Genomic DNA, 15,929 nt, shown 5'->3' with positions numbered 1-15,929 from the left:
GCCGGCTTCCCGAAGGAACCGGCCTTCTAGCTACATCGGCAGAGCAGGCACGCGGCCGTGGCGGAGATGCCCTCCTCGCGGCCCTCGAAGCCCAGGTGCTCGGTGGTGGTGGCCTTCACGCCCACGTTCTCCACGGGGATGCCCATGGCGGCGGCCAGGTTCGCGCGCATGGCATCGCGGTGCGGCGAGAGCTTGGGCGCTTGAGCGGCGATGACGGAATCCACGTCGAGGATGGCGTAGCCCTCCTCGCGCACCTTGTCGGCCACGGCGGCCAAGAGCTTGAGCGAGTCCGCATCCTTGAAGGCCGGGTCGGTGTCGGGGAAGAGCTTCCCGATGTCGCCCCCGCGGATGCCGCCGAGCAGGGCGTCGGCAATGGCGTGCGCGAGCACGTCGGCATCCGAGTGCCCCAAGAGCCCGCGCGCATGCGGTATGTCCACGCCGCCCAAGACGAGCCGGCGCCCCTCGGCGAACGCATGCACATCGTAGCCCTGCCCGATGCGCAAACTCGCAAGAGAGTTGTTGGCGCTGGACATGATCGAAACCTCCAAATCGACACAAGAAACCGCCTTTTGACCTGATTATAGGAGAGATTCCGACAAACTGCAGGCAAAGACTATCCGAGCCCGTTTCTAGCCGGGAAAATCACATAAGCTCTTCCCTGCAGCCATGCAAGAAATAGGTATACTAGGGACTTGAAAATTTTCGAATAAGAAAAAGGATATACTCGCATGCACTATTCAAACGAGCTTCTCTCGGTGAACGACGCAGCCGACGCACTCGGCGTCACGAAGCAAACAGTGACAAGGCTGATTCGGCTGAATCGGCTCGCTGCCCAGAAAATCGGCGGCACCTGGGTCATCCCAGCCAATGTGCTCAAGTCGTACTTCCAAGAGAACGATCTCGTGCCCGAGCCTAAGGATCACCCGCGCAAAGCCACCCGACGATACGATATTGCTGCACTGAGTTTTTTCTCGGGAGCCCTCGGATTGGATCTGGGAATGGAGCGAGCGGGGATACATCCTGTTCTCTTTTGCGAAAACGATCGTAAATGCAGAATGACTATCGATTCGGCCCGTCCTGAGGCAGCTCTTATTGGAGATATTACTAGATATTCCGCAGACGACGTGCTAAGTCTGACAGGGCTCGAGCGTGGCAAAGTAGATATCATGTTCGGCGGACCTCCTTGCCAGGCGTTCAGCACCGCCGGCGCACGACGTGCCTTCGACGACGCCCGAGGGAACGTGTTCCTGAAATACCTTGACCTGGCCGCCGAGATAAAACCGACGTATGTGGTAATTGAAAACGTCCGCGGTTTGCTCTCCACTCCGTTCCCCGTCGAGAAAGATGCCCCCCCTGTAAAAGGTGGAGCGCTTACACTCATCTTGAAAAAGCTGAAGCAGGCTGGCTATGCGGTGAGCTTCAATCTGTACAACGCAGCGAATTTCGGGGCAGCGCAAATCAGAGAGCGCGTCGTCATCATCGGAAAGCAAGGGTCAGAGGAGGTACCGCATCTTGCCCCCACGCATTCCGACGACAGCATCTGGGGCCTGCCCGCATGGAGAACCTTCGGGGACGCAGTGTCCGACCTTGACGAAGAAAACATGCACCATATAGAGTTCCCCGAGAAGCGGCTGAAGTATTTTAGGATGCTCAAAGAAGGCCAATGCTGGAGGCATTTGCCACTGTCGCTGCAAGAAGAGGCGATGGGCAAATCGTTCACTCTCTCCGGCGGAAAGACCGGGTTCTATCGACGAATATCATTCGACCGTCCCTGCCCTACCCTCGTGACCTCCCCAACCATGCCTGCCACCGATTTATGTCATCCCACGAAAGACAGGCCTCTGTCAGTGGAGGAGTACAAACGCGTGCAGGGCTTCCCTGACGACTGGCCGATATGCGGCAATATCTTGGACAAGTACCGACAGATCGGCAATGCAGTACCCACGGCCCTGGGCGAGGCGATCGGCAGGGCGATCATCGATGACATGAACGGCGTGAAGCCCCAGAAGCGTTTCGCCGAATTTAAATACTCGCGCTACCGCCGAACCAGCGAGGAGACATGGTCATGCTGAAGACCGTCGTTAGCACACGATGCCCTTCAGCATCAGAACGTCGTTAAGGGTTGTACCGAGATTGCTGGATCTCAAAGCCGAGGTCATCTCCGCCTGCAGCCTTTCACGGCACTCCTCGCGTGCCTGGACGATGTCGCCGATGTCTATGAGGTTCACGTCGTTGACAAGTCCTTCAACGGAATCGAAACCGGTAAGCCATGTCCAAAAAGCAGATCCAGCGAGATACCGATACTCGAATCCGTTCATATCCTGATTCGCTTGATCGCGCATATCGGCATGATAGACACGCATTTCATCGATGGATCTGTTGTTCCGTAGCACGCAAAACGCCGGGAGAACACGCTGATTGCTAGCACGGCGGAATCTTGCTTGCGCCTCGCACTTGTCTTTGAGCTCGCGAAGCTCTTGCACGAAAGATGATGAATTCGTGGTGTTCGACTGGGACTTGAGCTCGCACACGTAAAGGTCTCCCTCTCGAACGGTCATCATGTCTCCCGTGTCGAGCGTGTCGGAAGATATAGAGGCAATTATCGCTTGCCACGTTGTGCCCATGACGGTCTCTTCGCTTGAGCTTTCGCAAGCTCTAAAGGACTCCTCCACGAACTCCTCCGCCGTGGCGACACCCCGAGCAGCGAACATAACAACATCCTTGCTCAAAAGCTTCTTCAAATTGATCTTCGTTCTATCACGATACCATGCTGCCCGCTTCGCAGAAAACTCAGTGAGCGCGGCGTAGGCTATGTCGCGCCGCGCCTGGATGCTGTCCTTTTCAACAACCTCAAGAAGCCGCTGACGGATATTTCGGTTAGCACCTTCCATTAAGCCCTCCTAACCCAGGTGAGCCACTCGTCATTCCTCTGCCCCCTTCATGTAGTTGGTGCGCACGGCGGCGGCCAGCATGAGGTAGTCCTCGGGCACGGTGAGCTTGATGTTGTCGCGCTTGCCCTCCACCACGAGCACGCGGCCGCCCAAGCGCTCGATGAGCGAGGAGTCGTCGGTGCCCATGAAGCCGTCGGAGAGCGCCGAGGCGTGCGCGCGGCGGTAGATGCCGGCGCGGAACACCTGCGGGGTCTGCGCGTTCCAGAACACGCGGCGATCGGGCGTGCCCACGATCACGCCGTTCTCCACCACCTTCAAGGTGTCCACCGCCGGGTGCGCCACCACGGCGCCGTCGCAGTCGATGTTGCCCTTGAGCGTGGCGATGGTGTGCGCGATGAGGTCGGGCGAGATGAGCGGGCGGGCGCCGTCGTGCAGGATGACGTACTCGTAGTCGTCCGGCACGAACTCCAGGCCCGAGAACGCCGATTCCTGGCGGCTGGGGCCCGAGGGCGCCACCACGATGGGCGTGACGAACGGGAACGGGTCGATGGCGCGCTTGAGGTACTCGTCGCAGCGGTCCTCGGGGCACACGATGACGATGAGCCCGATGTCGCCCACAGCGTCGAAGGCCTCGGCCGACCAGGTGAGGATGGGCTTGCCCGCTATCTCCACGAGCTGCTTGCCGCCCTCCTTGCCGAAGCGCTCCCCCGTGCCGCCGGCCAGTATGATGGCCGCGGTCTGCGGGTTCTTGTCGACCTCGCCCTTCAGCCCGTGCAGCGACTGCGCGATCGTGTCGATGTCCAAGCTGTCGCACGCCAGCTCAGGCGCGCGCAGCACCTCCGACGAGAACACGGGATCGATTGTCTTGGTCATGGGATCTTCCTCTCCGCCTTGCGCTGTTCCGTTTCCGCCCCGCCCGCTGCGCCCGCGGACTTAGTCCCGCTCGCCCGGTTGGCGCACGGTGATCTCCTGCGCCTTCAGCGACACGCGGGAATGCGGCGGGATCGACGAGGTGACGAACGCGGAACCGGCGATGACCGACCCCTTCCCGATCACCGTCTCGCCGCCGAGCACCGAGGCGTTGGAGTAGATGGTCACGTCGTCCTCGATGGTGGGATGGCGCCGCACCCCCGCGAGCCGCTGCCCGCCGCGCGTGGACAGCGCACCGAGCGTCACGCCTTGGTAGAGCTTCACGTGGTCGCCGATGACGGTGGTCTCGCCTATCACCACGCCCGTGCCGTGGTCGATGAAGAAGTACTCGCCGATCTCGGCCCCCGCGCCGATGTCGATGCCCGTGCCGCTGTGCGCGAGCTCGGTCATGATGCGCGGGATGATGGGCACGTTCTGCTGGTAGAGCACGTGCGCGATACGGTACACGTAGATGGCGTACAGGCCTGGATACGAGAAGATGACCTCCTCCTTCGAGCCGGCGGCCGGATCTCCGTCGTAGAGCGCCTGAACATCGGTGAGCAGCACCCGCTGGATGCTGGGAAGCTCGTCGAAAAACACCGTGCACACCTCCGAGGCGCGATCGCAGATGCGCTCGGGAGTCCCGCCGCACAGCGAGCGGGCCGGATCGGCCTCCTCGGCGTCGCGGTCGTCGGACGTGTAGGCGAGGGCGAGGACGATCTGCTCGCGCAGCGCCCGCTCGATCTGGATGAGCGTCTCGCCGATGAAGTACTCCGGACTCGTGGACGGCGTGAGCATCTCGTCGCCGAAATAGCCCGGAAACAGCACCCGCCGCAAGTCCTTGAGAACCCCCTTCACGGCCGAGCGGCTGGGAAACTGCCGCCCCGGTTTCGTGAAGAATATCTCGTCGGCCTCGTAGTTCTTCTCGATGCCCTTCACGATGCGATCGAGGTTGTCTCCGAACATAGAACCTCCTGTAGTCGGTCGGTTGAGCGAAGCTCGCATAGGCGCCGCAGGGCATGGGCTCTGCCCTTGCCGCCCAACAGGCGGCCCGTCGCAGGTCGTCGGCAAGGGCAGAGCCCATGCCCCGCAAACGGGCCGAACGATGCAGCAATCAGCGTTTCCCCAGTATACGACAAATGCGGGTCCAGAACGCAAGAAACCCCTGCTCCCCGGGCGCCAGATGCGAGCCCAGGGAACAGGGGAGCTTTTTTCAGGGGGAGCGCTAGTCTGCCGCGCCGCCCGACATCGACCCGCCGCCACGCACGCCGGCATGGCCCAGGTCGTAGTTCGTCAGCAGCAGCTCGGCATCACGCGCGATGCTGTCGCGCTTCCGCGGCTCCGGGACAACGCCCGAGCCCTGGGTGAACACGAGCTCGCCGTCCACTGCATCCACGTCGATGATCGACCCCGTGGACCACTTGCCCTCGAGTATCTCCTCGGACAGCGGGTCCTCCAGCAAGCGCTGGATGGCACGGCGCAGCGGGCGCGCGCCGAACGTGGCATCGGTGCCCTCCTTGGCGATGAGCTTGCACGCCGTGTCGGTCAGGTTGATGGACATGTTCTGCGCGATCAGGCGCTCGCGCAGGTCGGCCACCATGAGCTTCACGATCTCGGCGATCTGCTCGTCGTTCAGGCTCTTGAACACGATGATCTCGTCGATGCGGTTCAGGAACTCGGGACGGAACAGCTTCTTCATCTCGGACATGACGCGGCTCTTTATCTCCTTGTCGGAGAGGCCCGCGTGCTCCTCGGTGGAGAAGCCGAGCGTCGTCGGCCGCGCGATCTCGCGCGCGCCCACGTTCGACGTCATGATGATGACCGTGTTGCGGAAGTCGACCGTGCGGCCCTGCGCGTCCGTCAAGCGGCCCTCCTCCAAGATCTGGAGCAGGATGTTGAACACGTCGGGGTGCGCCTTCTCGATCTCGTCGAACAGCACCACCGAGTAGGGGCGCTGGCGAACGGCCTTCGTCAGCTGGCCGCCCTCGTCGAAGCCCACGTAGCCCGGAGGGCTGCCGACCAGGCGGGACACGCTGTGCTTCTCCATGTACTCGGACATGTCGAAGGACAGGAGCGCATCCTCGGAGTTGAACAGGAACTCGGCCAGCGCCTTCGAGAGCTCCGTCTTGCCCACGCCCGAGGGGCCCAGGAAGATGAACGAGCCGGCGGGCCGCTTCGGATCCTTGAGGCCCGAGCGCGAGCGGCGGATGGCCTTCGACAGCGCCGTGACGGCCTCTTCCTGGCCCACGACGCGCTCGTGCAGCACGCTCTCCATGCGCAGCAGCTTCTCGGTCTCGGCCTCGGTGAGGTTCGATACCGGCACGCCCGTGGTCATGGACACCACGTCGGCGATGTCCTCCACCGTCACCTGCTGGATGGTCTTCTGGGCATTCTCCTCCCAGTCCTTCTCGGCCTGGGCGCGCTTGTCCTTGAGCTGGGCCTCCTCGTCGCGCAGCTGGGCGGCGCGCTCGAAGTCCTGGGCGGCGATGGCACCGTCCTTCTCGGCGCGGAGCTTGCGCAGGTCCTCGTCCAGGTCGCGCAGCTCCTTCGGCAGCGTCATGTTGCGGATGCGCATGCGGGCGCCGGCCTCGTCGAGCACGTCGATGGCCTTGTCGGGCAGGAAGCGGTCCTGGATGTAGCGGTCGGCCAGCGTCACGGCCGCCTGCAGCGCCTCGTCGGTGAAGTGTACCTGGTGATGCGCCTCGTAGCGGTCGCGCAGGCCCTCCATGATGCGCAGCGCCTGCTCCTCGTTCGGCTCGCCCACGGTGATGGGCTGGAAGCGGCGCTCCAGCGCGGAGTCCTTCTCCAGGTGCTTGCGGTACTCGTCGATGGTGGTGGCGCCGATGACCTGGATCTCGCCGCGCGACAGCGGCGGCTTCAGGATGGCGGCCGCGTCGATGGAGCCCTCGGCCGATCCCGCGCCGATGAGCGTGTGCATCTCGTCGATGAACAGGATGATGTCGCCCGCGTCCATGACCTCCTTGATGCACTTCTTCAGGCGCTCCTCGAACTCGCCGCGGTACTTCGACCCGGCCACGAGCGCGCTCACGTCGAGCGTGAACAGGCGCTTGTCGCGCAGGATGTCCGGCACCTGGTTCGACACGATGAGCTGCGCCAGGCCCTCGGCCACGGCGGTCTTGCCCACGCCCGGCTCGCCGATGAGCAGCGGGTTGTTCTTCTGGCGGCGCGAGAGCACCTGCATGACGCGCTCGATCTCGCCCGCGCGGCCGATGACCGGGTCCAGCTTGCCGTCGCGCGCCTTCTGCGTGAGGTCGGTGCCGAACTCCTTGAGCACGCTGTCGGAGCCTTGGCCTTGGGGGTCGAACGCGTTGCGCCCGGCGTACACGGGGCTCTGCCCCACGAGGTCGTTCAGCGCGCTGCGCACGTCGTCGCCGGAGATGCCCAGGCGCGTGAGCACCTCGAGCGCGGTACCGTCGCCCTCGCGCACGATGCCGAGCAGCAGATGCTCGGTGGATATGTAGGATTGGCCCATCTGCATGGCCTCGCGCAGGCTGTTCTCCAGCACGCGCTTGACGCGGGGCGTGAAGGAGAGATGCCCGGACACGTCGGTGTCCTCGTCGATGGCCACCACCTGGCGGATAGCCTGCACCACGGCGTCGTACTTCACGCCCTTGCGGTCGAGGGCCTGGGCGGCCAGTCCGTCCTTCTCTTGTATAAGGCCGAGCAGGATGTGCTCGGTGCCCACGTAGGGCTGGTGGAGCGAGCGGGCCTCGTCCTGCGCCAGGACGAGCACCTTGCGCGCTTTGTCCGTAAACTTCTCAAATGACATGCTAGCCTCTATTCTCTTCTCGCAGAGTCTATCGTATGGTTCCGTGCCATCTTAGCACTCTTGTATTGAGAGTGCCAATGCCGCATATGGCCGCACACGCTCGCTCCACAAGCGCAGGCGGCGGCGACCCGTTCATCCTATCACGACCTCCGGCTGCGCGCTGCCGTGCCCCCCGATGCCTCCAAAAGTGCTCACTTCTGACGAGGTTCTGACACGTGCGGGGTTTTTCGCAGGAGCGCACCTCGCGATGTCCGGCTGCCGCTGCTCGAGCCTCCCACGAACCGCCCACCTCGGATACGAGTTCTGCGGCACGTTCGCGCCCGACGAGAGCCGCCCCTACGGATCAGGGGCCAGGAAGCCGCTCACCTCGCCGGAGAAAATAGCGTCCTGCCTGCGAAAACTCGACGGCGTTCGAGGAGCGAAAGCCCTGCGCACAGCCCTCCCCCACATCATGGAGGGCTCGGCCTCGCCGCGCGAATCAACGCTGGCCGAGCTCGTGACCCTTCCCTGTCTGCGCGGAGGAAGCGGCATCAAGCACCCCTTGATGAACGCTGTCGTCCCCATACCCGAGCGCAGCCGCTGGGTCACCGGCCGCTCGCATTTGCGCTGCGACCTTATCTGGCCCGATGAGCGTGTGGCCGTGGAGTACGACAGCACGCTCTGCCACACCGGAGCCGAGCGCATCGCCGAGGACGCCGCCCGCAAGGATGCGCTCGAGGCACTCGGATTCACGGTGGTGACCGCCACCTGGAAACAGGTGGAAAACTACCAGGAGTACAACCGGTTCGCCAAGGCGCTGGCGAAGCACCTCGGCACGAGGGCCAGGCCCGTCTGCTCCGAATACCCCGCGCGCCAGCTCGCCCTCCGAAGGGAGCTGCTCGGCTGAGCGCAATCCGCCTCGCGCGCGGCGATTCGCCACGCTCGTGGCAGAAAATGGCGCTAGTTTATCATCGGCTTTTTCGGTCAGGCACACCGGTTTGAGAGACATGAACATGACCTGGCCCTTTGCGAATGCCCTTCGAGAAGGAGCCTTCAGCAGCCGGCTTCCGGCATCTCGAATGATCAACTATCGTCAAAACCTGCCACGAAACCGGGTTTCCCGTGCGCTGGGGCGTCTTAGACGCAAGAAGGCCGCCCGAGCGGGTGCGAGGGCGGCCTTCGTTGGGAGCGTGCTTTTGCCGGGACGCTAGTACAGCTTCGCGCCGGCGGGGATGCGGTCGTCCACCATGAGCAGGTTCAGGCGCTCCTCGGGCTGGCCGTCCTTGCCGGGCTCCTCGTGGATGGCGGAGAGCAGCATGCCGCACGATTCGACGCCCATCATCTTGCGCGGCGGGAGGTTGGTGATGGCGATGAGCGTGCGGCCCACCAGCTCCTCCGGCTCGTAGTAGGCGTGGATGCCGGACAGGATGACGCGGTCGGCGCCCGTGCCGTCATCGAGCGTGAACTGCAGCAGCTTCTTGCTCTTGGGAACGGCTGCGCACTCCTTCACCTTCACGGCGCGGAAGTCCGACTTGCTGAACGTGTCGAAATCGACCTCGTCCTCGAGCAGCGGCTCGATGACCACCTTCGAGAAGTCGATGGGCGCGGCCACAGGAGCGTCGGCGACAGCCGTCGGCGCGGCCGCAACCGGCGCGGCAGCGCGCGAGCGCCCGCCTGCAGGGGCCTCGTCCCTCATGTGGGGGAACAGCAGCACGTCGCGGATGGACGGGGCGTCGGTGAGCAGCATGACCAGGCGGTCGATGCCGATGCCGCAGCCGCCCGCCGGGGGCATGCCGTACTCGAGCGCGCGCACGTAGTCGTCGTCGTAGCCCATGGCCTCGTCGTCGCCCAGGTCCTTCGCCTCCACCTGCTTGCGGAAGCGCTCGGCCTGGTCCACCGGGTCGTTCAGCTCGCCGAAGGCGTTGGCGTACTCGTGGCCGCAGATGAACAGCTCGAAGCGCTCGGTGAGCTCGGGCTCGCCCGCCTTCTTCTTGGCAAGCGGGGACACCTCCAGGGGATGCTCCGTCACGAACGTGGGCTGGATGAGCTTCTCCTCGGCCACGGCCTCGAAGATCTCGGCGATGAGCTTGCCCTTGCCCCACGCGTCCTCGGCATGGCCGCCGTTGCGCTCGAGGATGGCCACCAGCTCCTCGCGGGTGCGCGCGAAGCTCACGTCCTCCCCCGCGCCCTCGCTGGCCAGCTCGATCATGGTGGCGCGGCGCCACGTGCCGCCCAGGTCCACCTGCTGGCCCTGGTACTCAACCTGCGTGGTGCCGCATGCGGCCAGCGCCGCGGCCTGCACGACGCCCTGCGTGAGCTCCATCATGCCCTCAAGGTCGCTGAACGCCTGGTAGAACTCCATGGTAGTGAACTCGGGGTTGTGGTAGGGGTCCATGCCCTCGTTGCGGAACTGGCGCCCGATCTCGAACACCTTCTCGAAGCCGCCCACGATGAGGCGCTTGAGGTGCAGCTCGGTGGCGATGCGCAGGTAGAAGTCCTTGTCGAGCGCGTTGTGGTGCGTGACGAAGGGGCGCGCGTTCGCGCCGCCGAGGATGGGGTGCAGGATGGGCGTCTCCACCTCGAAGTAGCCGTGATCCTCCATAAAGCGACGGATGGCGGCCACGATCTTGAAGCGCTTCGTGAACGTGTCCTTGACCTCGGGGTTCATTACCAGGTCGACGTAGCGCTGGCGATAGCGCGTCTCCTTGTCAGCCAGGCCGTGGAACTTCTCGGGCAGGGGGCGCAGGCTCTTGGACAGCAGTTCGAAGGACTCGACCGCCACGGAGAGCTGGCCGCGCTTCGTGCGCATCATGGTGCCGACGACGCCGATCCAGTCGCCTACGTCGAGGTCCTTGAGCTCGGCGAACGATTCCTCGCCCAGCGCGTTGATACGGCAGAACAGCTGCATGTCGCCCGTCGAGTCGCGCAGCTCGAGGAAGGCGAGCTTGCCCTGGTCGCGCTTGGCCATGATGCGGCCAGCGACCTTCACCTCGTCTGAGGTGGATGCGCCGTCCTCCAGGCCCTCGTACTGGGCGGCCAGGTCGGCCAAGTGGTGCGAGTACGCGAATGCGTGCCCGTACGGGTCGCGTCCCGCCGCGATGAGCGCCTCGCGCTTCGCGCGGCGCACCGCGATGGGATCGTCCTCGATGACCTGCCCGTTGCCCGTCGTGTCGTTGGTGTCGCTCATAGTTCGGTGCCCCTCAATCTCGTCCAGCTCGCAGAGCGGGCTCGCCCGCACGGGCCGAGCCCTTCGCGCGAAGCGCGAAAACCAACCGCGCAGGTTGGCGTAGTAAGTCAGCGAGGCCCGCCCTCGTGCCCGAGATTCGGGGGATGGCGCGGGCGCCGCGTACTTCGGTACGCAAGCCCGCGACATCGCGCGAAGATCGGGTGCGAGGGCGGGCCGCAGCGTCGGCGGGTTCCGGCGGCCGCCAGGCCGACGGAACCGGAACCGCAGTCGTCGGCGAGTTCCGGCGGCCGCCAAGCCGACGGAACTTCCTAATGCTCGATCTTCAGAATCACCATGGAGATGTCGCGGCCGGTCGGGCCCGTAGTCTCCACCTTGTCACCCTTCTTGTGGCCCAAGAGCGCTGCACCCACCGGCGACTCGTTGCTGATCTTGCCGGCAGCCGCGTCGCTCTCGGCACCGCCCACGATGGTGAAGACGCGCTCCTTGCCCCCCATGTCCACCGTGACCATGGAGCCGATGTTCACCTTGCTGGAACGCTTCGGCGTGCTCACGACGGTGGCCTCGGACAGGATGCGGCTGATCTCGGCGATGCGCGCCTCCATCATGCCCTGCTCGTTCTTGGCATCGTCGTACTCGGAGTTCTCCGAGATATCGCCGAACTCGCGCGCCACCTTGATGCGCTCGCCGATCTCGGCGCGCTTCTCGGTCTCGAGGTAGTGCAGTTCCTCCTCGAGCTTTTCCTTGCCCTCCTGCGTGAGGATGAAGTTGTCGTTTGCCATGCTTCTCACCTGTCCGATACCTACAACAGGCACGCCCGGTTGTCGGACGTGCGGCTTTTTATCTCTGTACGTGAGTGCTCCGACGGAGTGTCGGCCGATATACAAAAAAGCGGTATGTGCCCGGCCGAGCCGTCTGCACATACCGCGAACCGATTCGCTAGCGCCAGGCTATTCGGCCTTCTTCTTCGCCGCCGTGGTCCTCTTCGCAGTCGTGGTAGCCTTCTTGGGGGCCGGCTTCTCTTCCTCGACCTCTTCGATGACTTCCTCGTCCTCGTCCTCGGCTTCCTCGATGGCCTTGCCGCCGCCCATGCCCTCGCGCAGGTTCTTGACGGTCTTGCCGATCGCGCCGCCGAGCTTCGGGAGGTTCTTCGGCCCGAAGATCAGCAGGATGACTGCCAGGATGATCAGCAGCTCCGGCATGCCCATACCCAGGATTTTCATACGTTCCTCCAAGCTTGTCTTACGGGCCGCCACCGCAGCGCGCCCCGCCCACTCCAACGCCGTCAGAGTAGCACACACTATGCAAAAAAGGGATGCTCCTTGAAAGTTACATCCCTTTAGCTCCCTGGTCGGGTTGACAGGATTTGAACCTGCGGCCTCTGCGTCCCGAACGCAGCGCTCTACCAAGCTGAGCCACAACCCGTAAGCTGCTTGTTGCAGCGACGGTTATGATAGCACAATGTAATCGAAGGTAAAAGAAAATGTGGCAATATTTCCCCCTCCACGTCTTCTTCACCGGTGGTCGAGGCCGCTCGAAGCCGCTCCCTCCCCCGTAGGAGAGGCCGATGGATGCGCCCTGGGCGACAAAGCGCACCCGTCTTGGGCAAGGAGGGAGACGAAAGGCGACGCCTCACGCGCCTCCCTCGCCTTTCGCCTCCAGGTACGCGAGGGGCACGATCTTGGTCATGACCACGCCGTCGGACACCACGTCGCCCGCGTCGTCGTACGCCGCCACGTTCCAGTACTGCTTCACGGCACCGGTGCGCTCCGAGACCTCCTCGCGGTCGAGGTCGGCCACGCCGCGCAGCATGCCCTTCCTGCCACCCTTGCGATGGCGCACCCGCACATCGACGCCGAAAGGGCGTTCACGTTCGAAATCGGTGCCCTGCTCGGCGCCGATGCTGGCCACCGTCTCCAAGAGCGCGATGGTTGCGCCGCCATGCAGGTAGCCGTGCGGCTGGAGCACGTCGGGGGTGATGGGCATGAACGCCTCCACGTGGCGCTTGCCAGCGGAGACGGTCTCGATATGCAGCGTGTCGGTGAGGGTCATGGTGCTCCCTTCTAGCAGGACGTGCCGGCCAGCGTGCGGATGAGCTCCTGGATATCGGCGGGCACGGCCGGCGGCGTGGCAGCGGGCTTGCCTATGAGGTAGCCCTGCAGGTAGTCCACGCCCAGCCCGATGACGGCCTTGAGCTCGGAGGGCGTCTCCACGCCCTCGGCTATCACGCGTATGCCGCGGTCATGCGCGTAGCCTATGAGATTGCGGGCGATGTCCTGGTGGTCGCGCGCAACGTCGATGCCGCTTACGATGCCCATGTCCAGCTTCACGAAGTCGGCGTGGTAGTCGAGCAGCGACGTCTCGCCGTTGTAGCCGCTGCCGAAATCGTCGATAGCGAGCCGCGCACCCCAGCGCCGTGCGAGGCCCTCCTTGTACAGCGACATCTCGCGGCTGTAGTCGCTCTCCGTGATCTCGATGACCAGGTGCTTGAGCAGGGGCCCGAACCGCTTCTGCAGCTCCACCTCGTCATCGGAGGACAGGCGCTGCGTGGCAATGCTGTTCACGAACAAGGTGGCCCCGCGAGCGGCGTCCCCGTGCTTGGCGAACGCCTCCAGGGCGCCGAAGAACGTGAGATGCTCCACCCGGTAGAGCTTCGACTGCGAGCGCGCGAGCAGCAGCACGCGGTCCGGCGTGGCGATGGAGGGAAGCTGCGGCCGCATGAGCGCCTCGTAGGCCACCGCCTCGCCCATGCGGGCGTCCACGATGGGCTGGAAGTGGTAGTCGATGAGGTTCTCGTCGAGCAGGCGGTTCAGGTCCTCCTTGTTGTTGAGGATGAACGCCCCCCGCTCGTGGCTCTTGCGGTCGAACCGCAGGAGCGCGCCCTTGCGGTGGTTCTTGGCCTCGTACATGGCGAAGTCGGCATATTCGCGCAGGTGGGAGAAATCCACGGCGTCCTCGGGATAGAACGCCACGCCCACGGATGCGCGCACCTTGAGCACCATGGCGTCGGGTGCCTCGAGCACGCTCGTGTCGAGCGCGCGCATGAACGAGTCGAACAGGCGGTACGCCCCATCGGCGTCAGCGCAGCGGTCGACGAACACGAGGAACTCGTCGCCCGAGATGCGCGCGAAGAAGCCCTCGCCCTCGAACGTGCGCTCGATGACGCTGGCCGCGGCCTTGATGTAGTGGTCGCCCCAATCGTGGCCGTACGTGTCGTTGATGTACTTCAGATTGTCCAAGTCGAGCATGAGCATGGCGCCGAACGCCGGCGGGATGCCGGCCAGGCGCTCCGTGACGGCCTGCTCGAAAGCACGGCGGTTCAAGAGGCCCGTGAGCACGTCGTGGTCGCGCTCGTGCTCTATGCGGCAGCGTGTGGCTATCTCGTCGGTCACATCCTCCACCAGGCCGAACACCCGCGTTCCGTCATCGCTCTCCAACGTGACGATGCGAACCCAGCGCCGGCCGTCGACATCCGAGACGATCCAGCGACCGTCGGACTCTTGCTCGTAGCGCGGGCGAAGCGACTGGAAAAGCCGTTCGAATGCTCCGAGCGGCACGGCGCCGCCGAGAGAGCCCTCATGCGCGGAGCCCTGCTCGCCCGAGCCCGACGGGAGCACGAGCCCCATCGCATCGAAGAAGCCATCCGTATACGTGGCGACGGACGACGTGAAATTGCACTCGAACGCGGCAATGGAGCGATCGGACAGCTTGAGTATCTGGGACAGGCGCGAGGCTGCCGAGGCCACCTCGGAGCCCAGCAGCTCAATGGACTCGGACAGCTCGTCCACCTCCACGATGCCGGTGGGCGTGAACGAGATAGGCTGTTCGGGACTTGCGGCACGCACCTCCCCCATCAGGTGGCGCAGGCGGGACGACGACAGCCATGCCGTGAGCACGGCAACAACGATGCCCACCACGATGGAGGCCGCGAACACCTTCATGAGGTTCTCGGACAGAAGGTGCGCGGCGGAGAACAGGTCGTCCTCGCGCTCGAGCCCCACGAGAGCCCAATGCTCGGAGGCGAACGGCGACGTGCTGTCGTAGAGCTTGATCTCGGCCGCGCTGGCGGCGGCACGCGCGGCCGACGACGCGGCCTCCGACGGCTCCACCGTCATGCGCCCCTTCTCGTCGAGGGACGATTCGAACGAGCCGTCCTCCACGTAGAGGCTCTGCGATGCACCCGTGGCCGTGAGCACTTCGTAGGTGCGTGGTTGCCCGGTTGCCGGCGACACGCCGCCGTCGCGCGCGAAACCACCGTCCTCCCCCGTGACGGCCAGCAGATAAGAGCCGTTGCCTCCCTCGTTGAGGTCGAGGTACGGGAAGAAGGAGGCTATGCGGTCGAGCCGTACCTCCACTCCCAGCACGCCAACGACATTGCCTGCGGCGTCCCTCACCGGCTTGCTGTACGTGACGGACTGCGTGCCCGTCCATCCCAGGTCGACGGGCCGTCCCCAGTAACCCAGGTCGCTCGTGTCGGCATCGGGGTACTGTTGGGCGGCACGCAGGGGACGATAGTAGAAAGCGCTCTGACCCTCGCCCTCGGCGGCGAGCGGAAACGCGGCCGACCACTGGCTGTCGAGCGCGATATCGAGCCGGCGGGCCACGCTGATGGGGCACGCCGCCAGCTGAAGGTCGGAGCCATTCGCCACGTCCACTTTGGGGTTCGCGTCGCGGATGTAGAGCGCCGGATGACCGTCCCCCTCGGAGGAGGGGTCGACCGCGCCGTCCGCGAGCACGAGGTAAACGCCGTCCACCTCGGCACGGCGGGCGAACGACAGCAGGTCGTCGGCCGATGCGTCGATGACGGCAAGCGAGAGGTCGGATCCCGTGGCGATGTCGGTCGCCGACGCACCGTGCGCGGCGAGGGCGGAATCGATGTCGTCGCCCACATCGTCCACGACCACGTCGAAATCCGACCAGCGGAATATCATGTCGTTCTCAAGATAGCCTGCCCGGCTGGAAACGCGCTCGGAGAACAGGTCGTAGGCGTCTGCCTCCATCTGCTCGAGCGTTTCGCTGCCCGCGAGCACGGCCACGCACATGACGCCCTGGATGGCGAGGGCTATGCAGAAGGGCACCACGACGAGGACCTTGAACGTCAGTCCGCGCCGCGCGCCCCGCCTTTTTCCCGTTTCCAGGCCCATGCCGCCGTCGTTTTCCCTTCCCCGGCCCTCGC

Annotated in this window: 12 protein-coding genes and 1 tRNA gene; 2 read left to right on the top strand and 11 right to left on the bottom strand. The window is 64.6% G+C overall.

The features are described from left to right. Positions 1-26: 26 nt before the first annotated feature. Positions 27-533, bottom strand: coding sequence for a 2-C-methyl-D-erythritol 2,4-cyclodiphosphate synthase (gene ispF, locus K9U15_RS04360; RefSeq protein ID WP_301155655.1), 507 nt, complete (start codon positions 531-533; stop codon positions 27-29). Positions 534-728: 195 nt separating this feature from the next. Between ispF and K9U15_RS04355 the strand changes: the two genes are divergently transcribed. Beyond that, the gene (locus K9U15_RS04355; RefSeq protein WP_301155654.1) at positions 729-2,072 is read left to right on the top strand and encodes a DNA cytosine methyltransferase; all 1,344 of its coding nucleotides are present in this window, start codon (positions 729-731) and stop codon (positions 2,070-2,072) included. Positions 2,073-2,081: 9 nt separating this feature from the next. Here K9U15_RS04355 and K9U15_RS04350 read toward each other — a convergent pair whose 3' ends face one another. From K9U15_RS04350 to K9U15_RS04335, 4 genes are all read right to left on the bottom strand, one after another. After that, positions 2,082-2,891 carry a PmeII family type II restriction endonuclease gene (locus K9U15_RS04350; RefSeq protein WP_301155653.1) on the bottom strand — a complete coding sequence of 270 codons (810 nt, stop codon included), beginning with the start codon at positions 2,889-2,891 and terminating at the stop codon, positions 2,082-2,084. Between the two features lie 30 nt (positions 2,892-2,921). Continuing rightward, entirely contained in the window at positions 2,922-3,764 is an 843-nt protein-coding gene (gene ispD, locus K9U15_RS04345) for a 2-C-methyl-D-erythritol 4-phosphate cytidylyltransferase (RefSeq protein WP_087191551.1), read from the bottom strand. A gap of 60 nt (positions 3,765-3,824) precedes the next feature. Beyond that, positions 3,825-4,766, bottom strand: a complete 942-nt coding sequence (locus K9U15_RS04340) for a serine O-acetyltransferase (RefSeq protein WP_087191550.1) — start codon at positions 4,764-4,766, stop codon at positions 3,825-3,827. 259 nt (positions 4,767-5,025) lie between these two features. Beyond that, positions 5,026-7,590, bottom strand: coding sequence for an ATP-dependent Clp protease ATP-binding subunit (locus K9U15_RS04335; protein ID WP_301155652.1), 2,565 nt, complete (start codon positions 7,588-7,590; stop codon positions 5,026-5,028). Positions 7,591-7,837: 247 nt separating this feature from the next. Here K9U15_RS04335 and K9U15_RS04330 point away from each other — a divergent pair, with 247 nt between their 5' ends. After that, positions 7,838-8,476: a hypothetical protein gene (locus K9U15_RS04330; RefSeq protein WP_227115047.1), complete on the top strand. Its 639-nt coding sequence runs from the start codon at positions 7,838-7,840 to the stop codon at positions 8,474-8,476. A 300-nt stretch (positions 8,477-8,776) separates the two neighbouring features. Here the strand turns inward: K9U15_RS04330 and lysS are convergent, their stop codons facing one another. The 6 genes from lysS to K9U15_RS04300 all read right to left on the bottom strand — a co-directional run bounded on the left by lysS (position 8,777) and on the right by K9U15_RS04300 (position 15,897). Continuing rightward, positions 8,777-10,756 carry a lysine--tRNA ligase gene (gene lysS, locus K9U15_RS04325; RefSeq protein ID WP_123673686.1) on the bottom strand — a complete coding sequence of 660 codons (1,980 nt, stop codon included), beginning with the start codon at positions 10,754-10,756 and terminating at the stop codon, positions 8,777-8,779. A 308-nt stretch (positions 10,757-11,064) separates the two neighbouring features. After that, positions 11,065-11,535 carry a transcription elongation factor GreA gene (gene greA, locus K9U15_RS04320; RefSeq protein WP_087191547.1) on the bottom strand — a complete coding sequence of 157 codons (471 nt, stop codon included), beginning with the start codon at positions 11,533-11,535 and terminating at the stop codon, positions 11,065-11,067. A gap of 168 nt (positions 11,536-11,703) precedes the next feature. Continuing rightward, on the bottom strand, positions 11,704-11,976 hold the full coding sequence (tatA, locus tag K9U15_RS04315) for a twin-arginine translocase TatA/TatE family subunit (protein ID WP_087191546.1): 273 nt from the start codon (positions 11,974-11,976) through the stop codon (positions 11,704-11,706). A 125-nt stretch (positions 11,977-12,101) separates the two neighbouring features. Then, positions 12,102-12,178 (bottom strand) — tRNA-Pro (locus tag K9U15_RS04310). A 207-nt stretch (positions 12,179-12,385) separates the two neighbouring features. After that, positions 12,386-12,805 carry a PaaI family thioesterase gene (locus tag K9U15_RS04305; protein WP_123673688.1) on the bottom strand — a complete coding sequence of 140 codons (420 nt, stop codon included), beginning with the start codon at positions 12,803-12,805 and terminating at the stop codon, positions 12,386-12,388. 11 nt (positions 12,806-12,816) lie between these two features. Further along, positions 12,817-15,897: an EAL domain-containing protein gene (locus tag K9U15_RS04300; protein WP_301155651.1), complete on the bottom strand. Its 3,081-nt coding sequence runs from the start codon at positions 15,895-15,897 to the stop codon at positions 12,817-12,819. Positions 15,898-15,929: the final 32 nt, after the last annotated feature.

Source organism: Gordonibacter sp. RACS_AR68 (assembly GCF_030418485.1).
In the GTDB taxonomy this organism is placed as follows: Bacteria; Actinomycetota; Coriobacteriia; order Coriobacteriales; family Eggerthellaceae; genus Gordonibacter; species Gordonibacter urolithinfaciens.
Note: the sequence above shows the minus strand (reverse complement) of the source record. Positions and strands in the feature narration are given on the sequence as shown.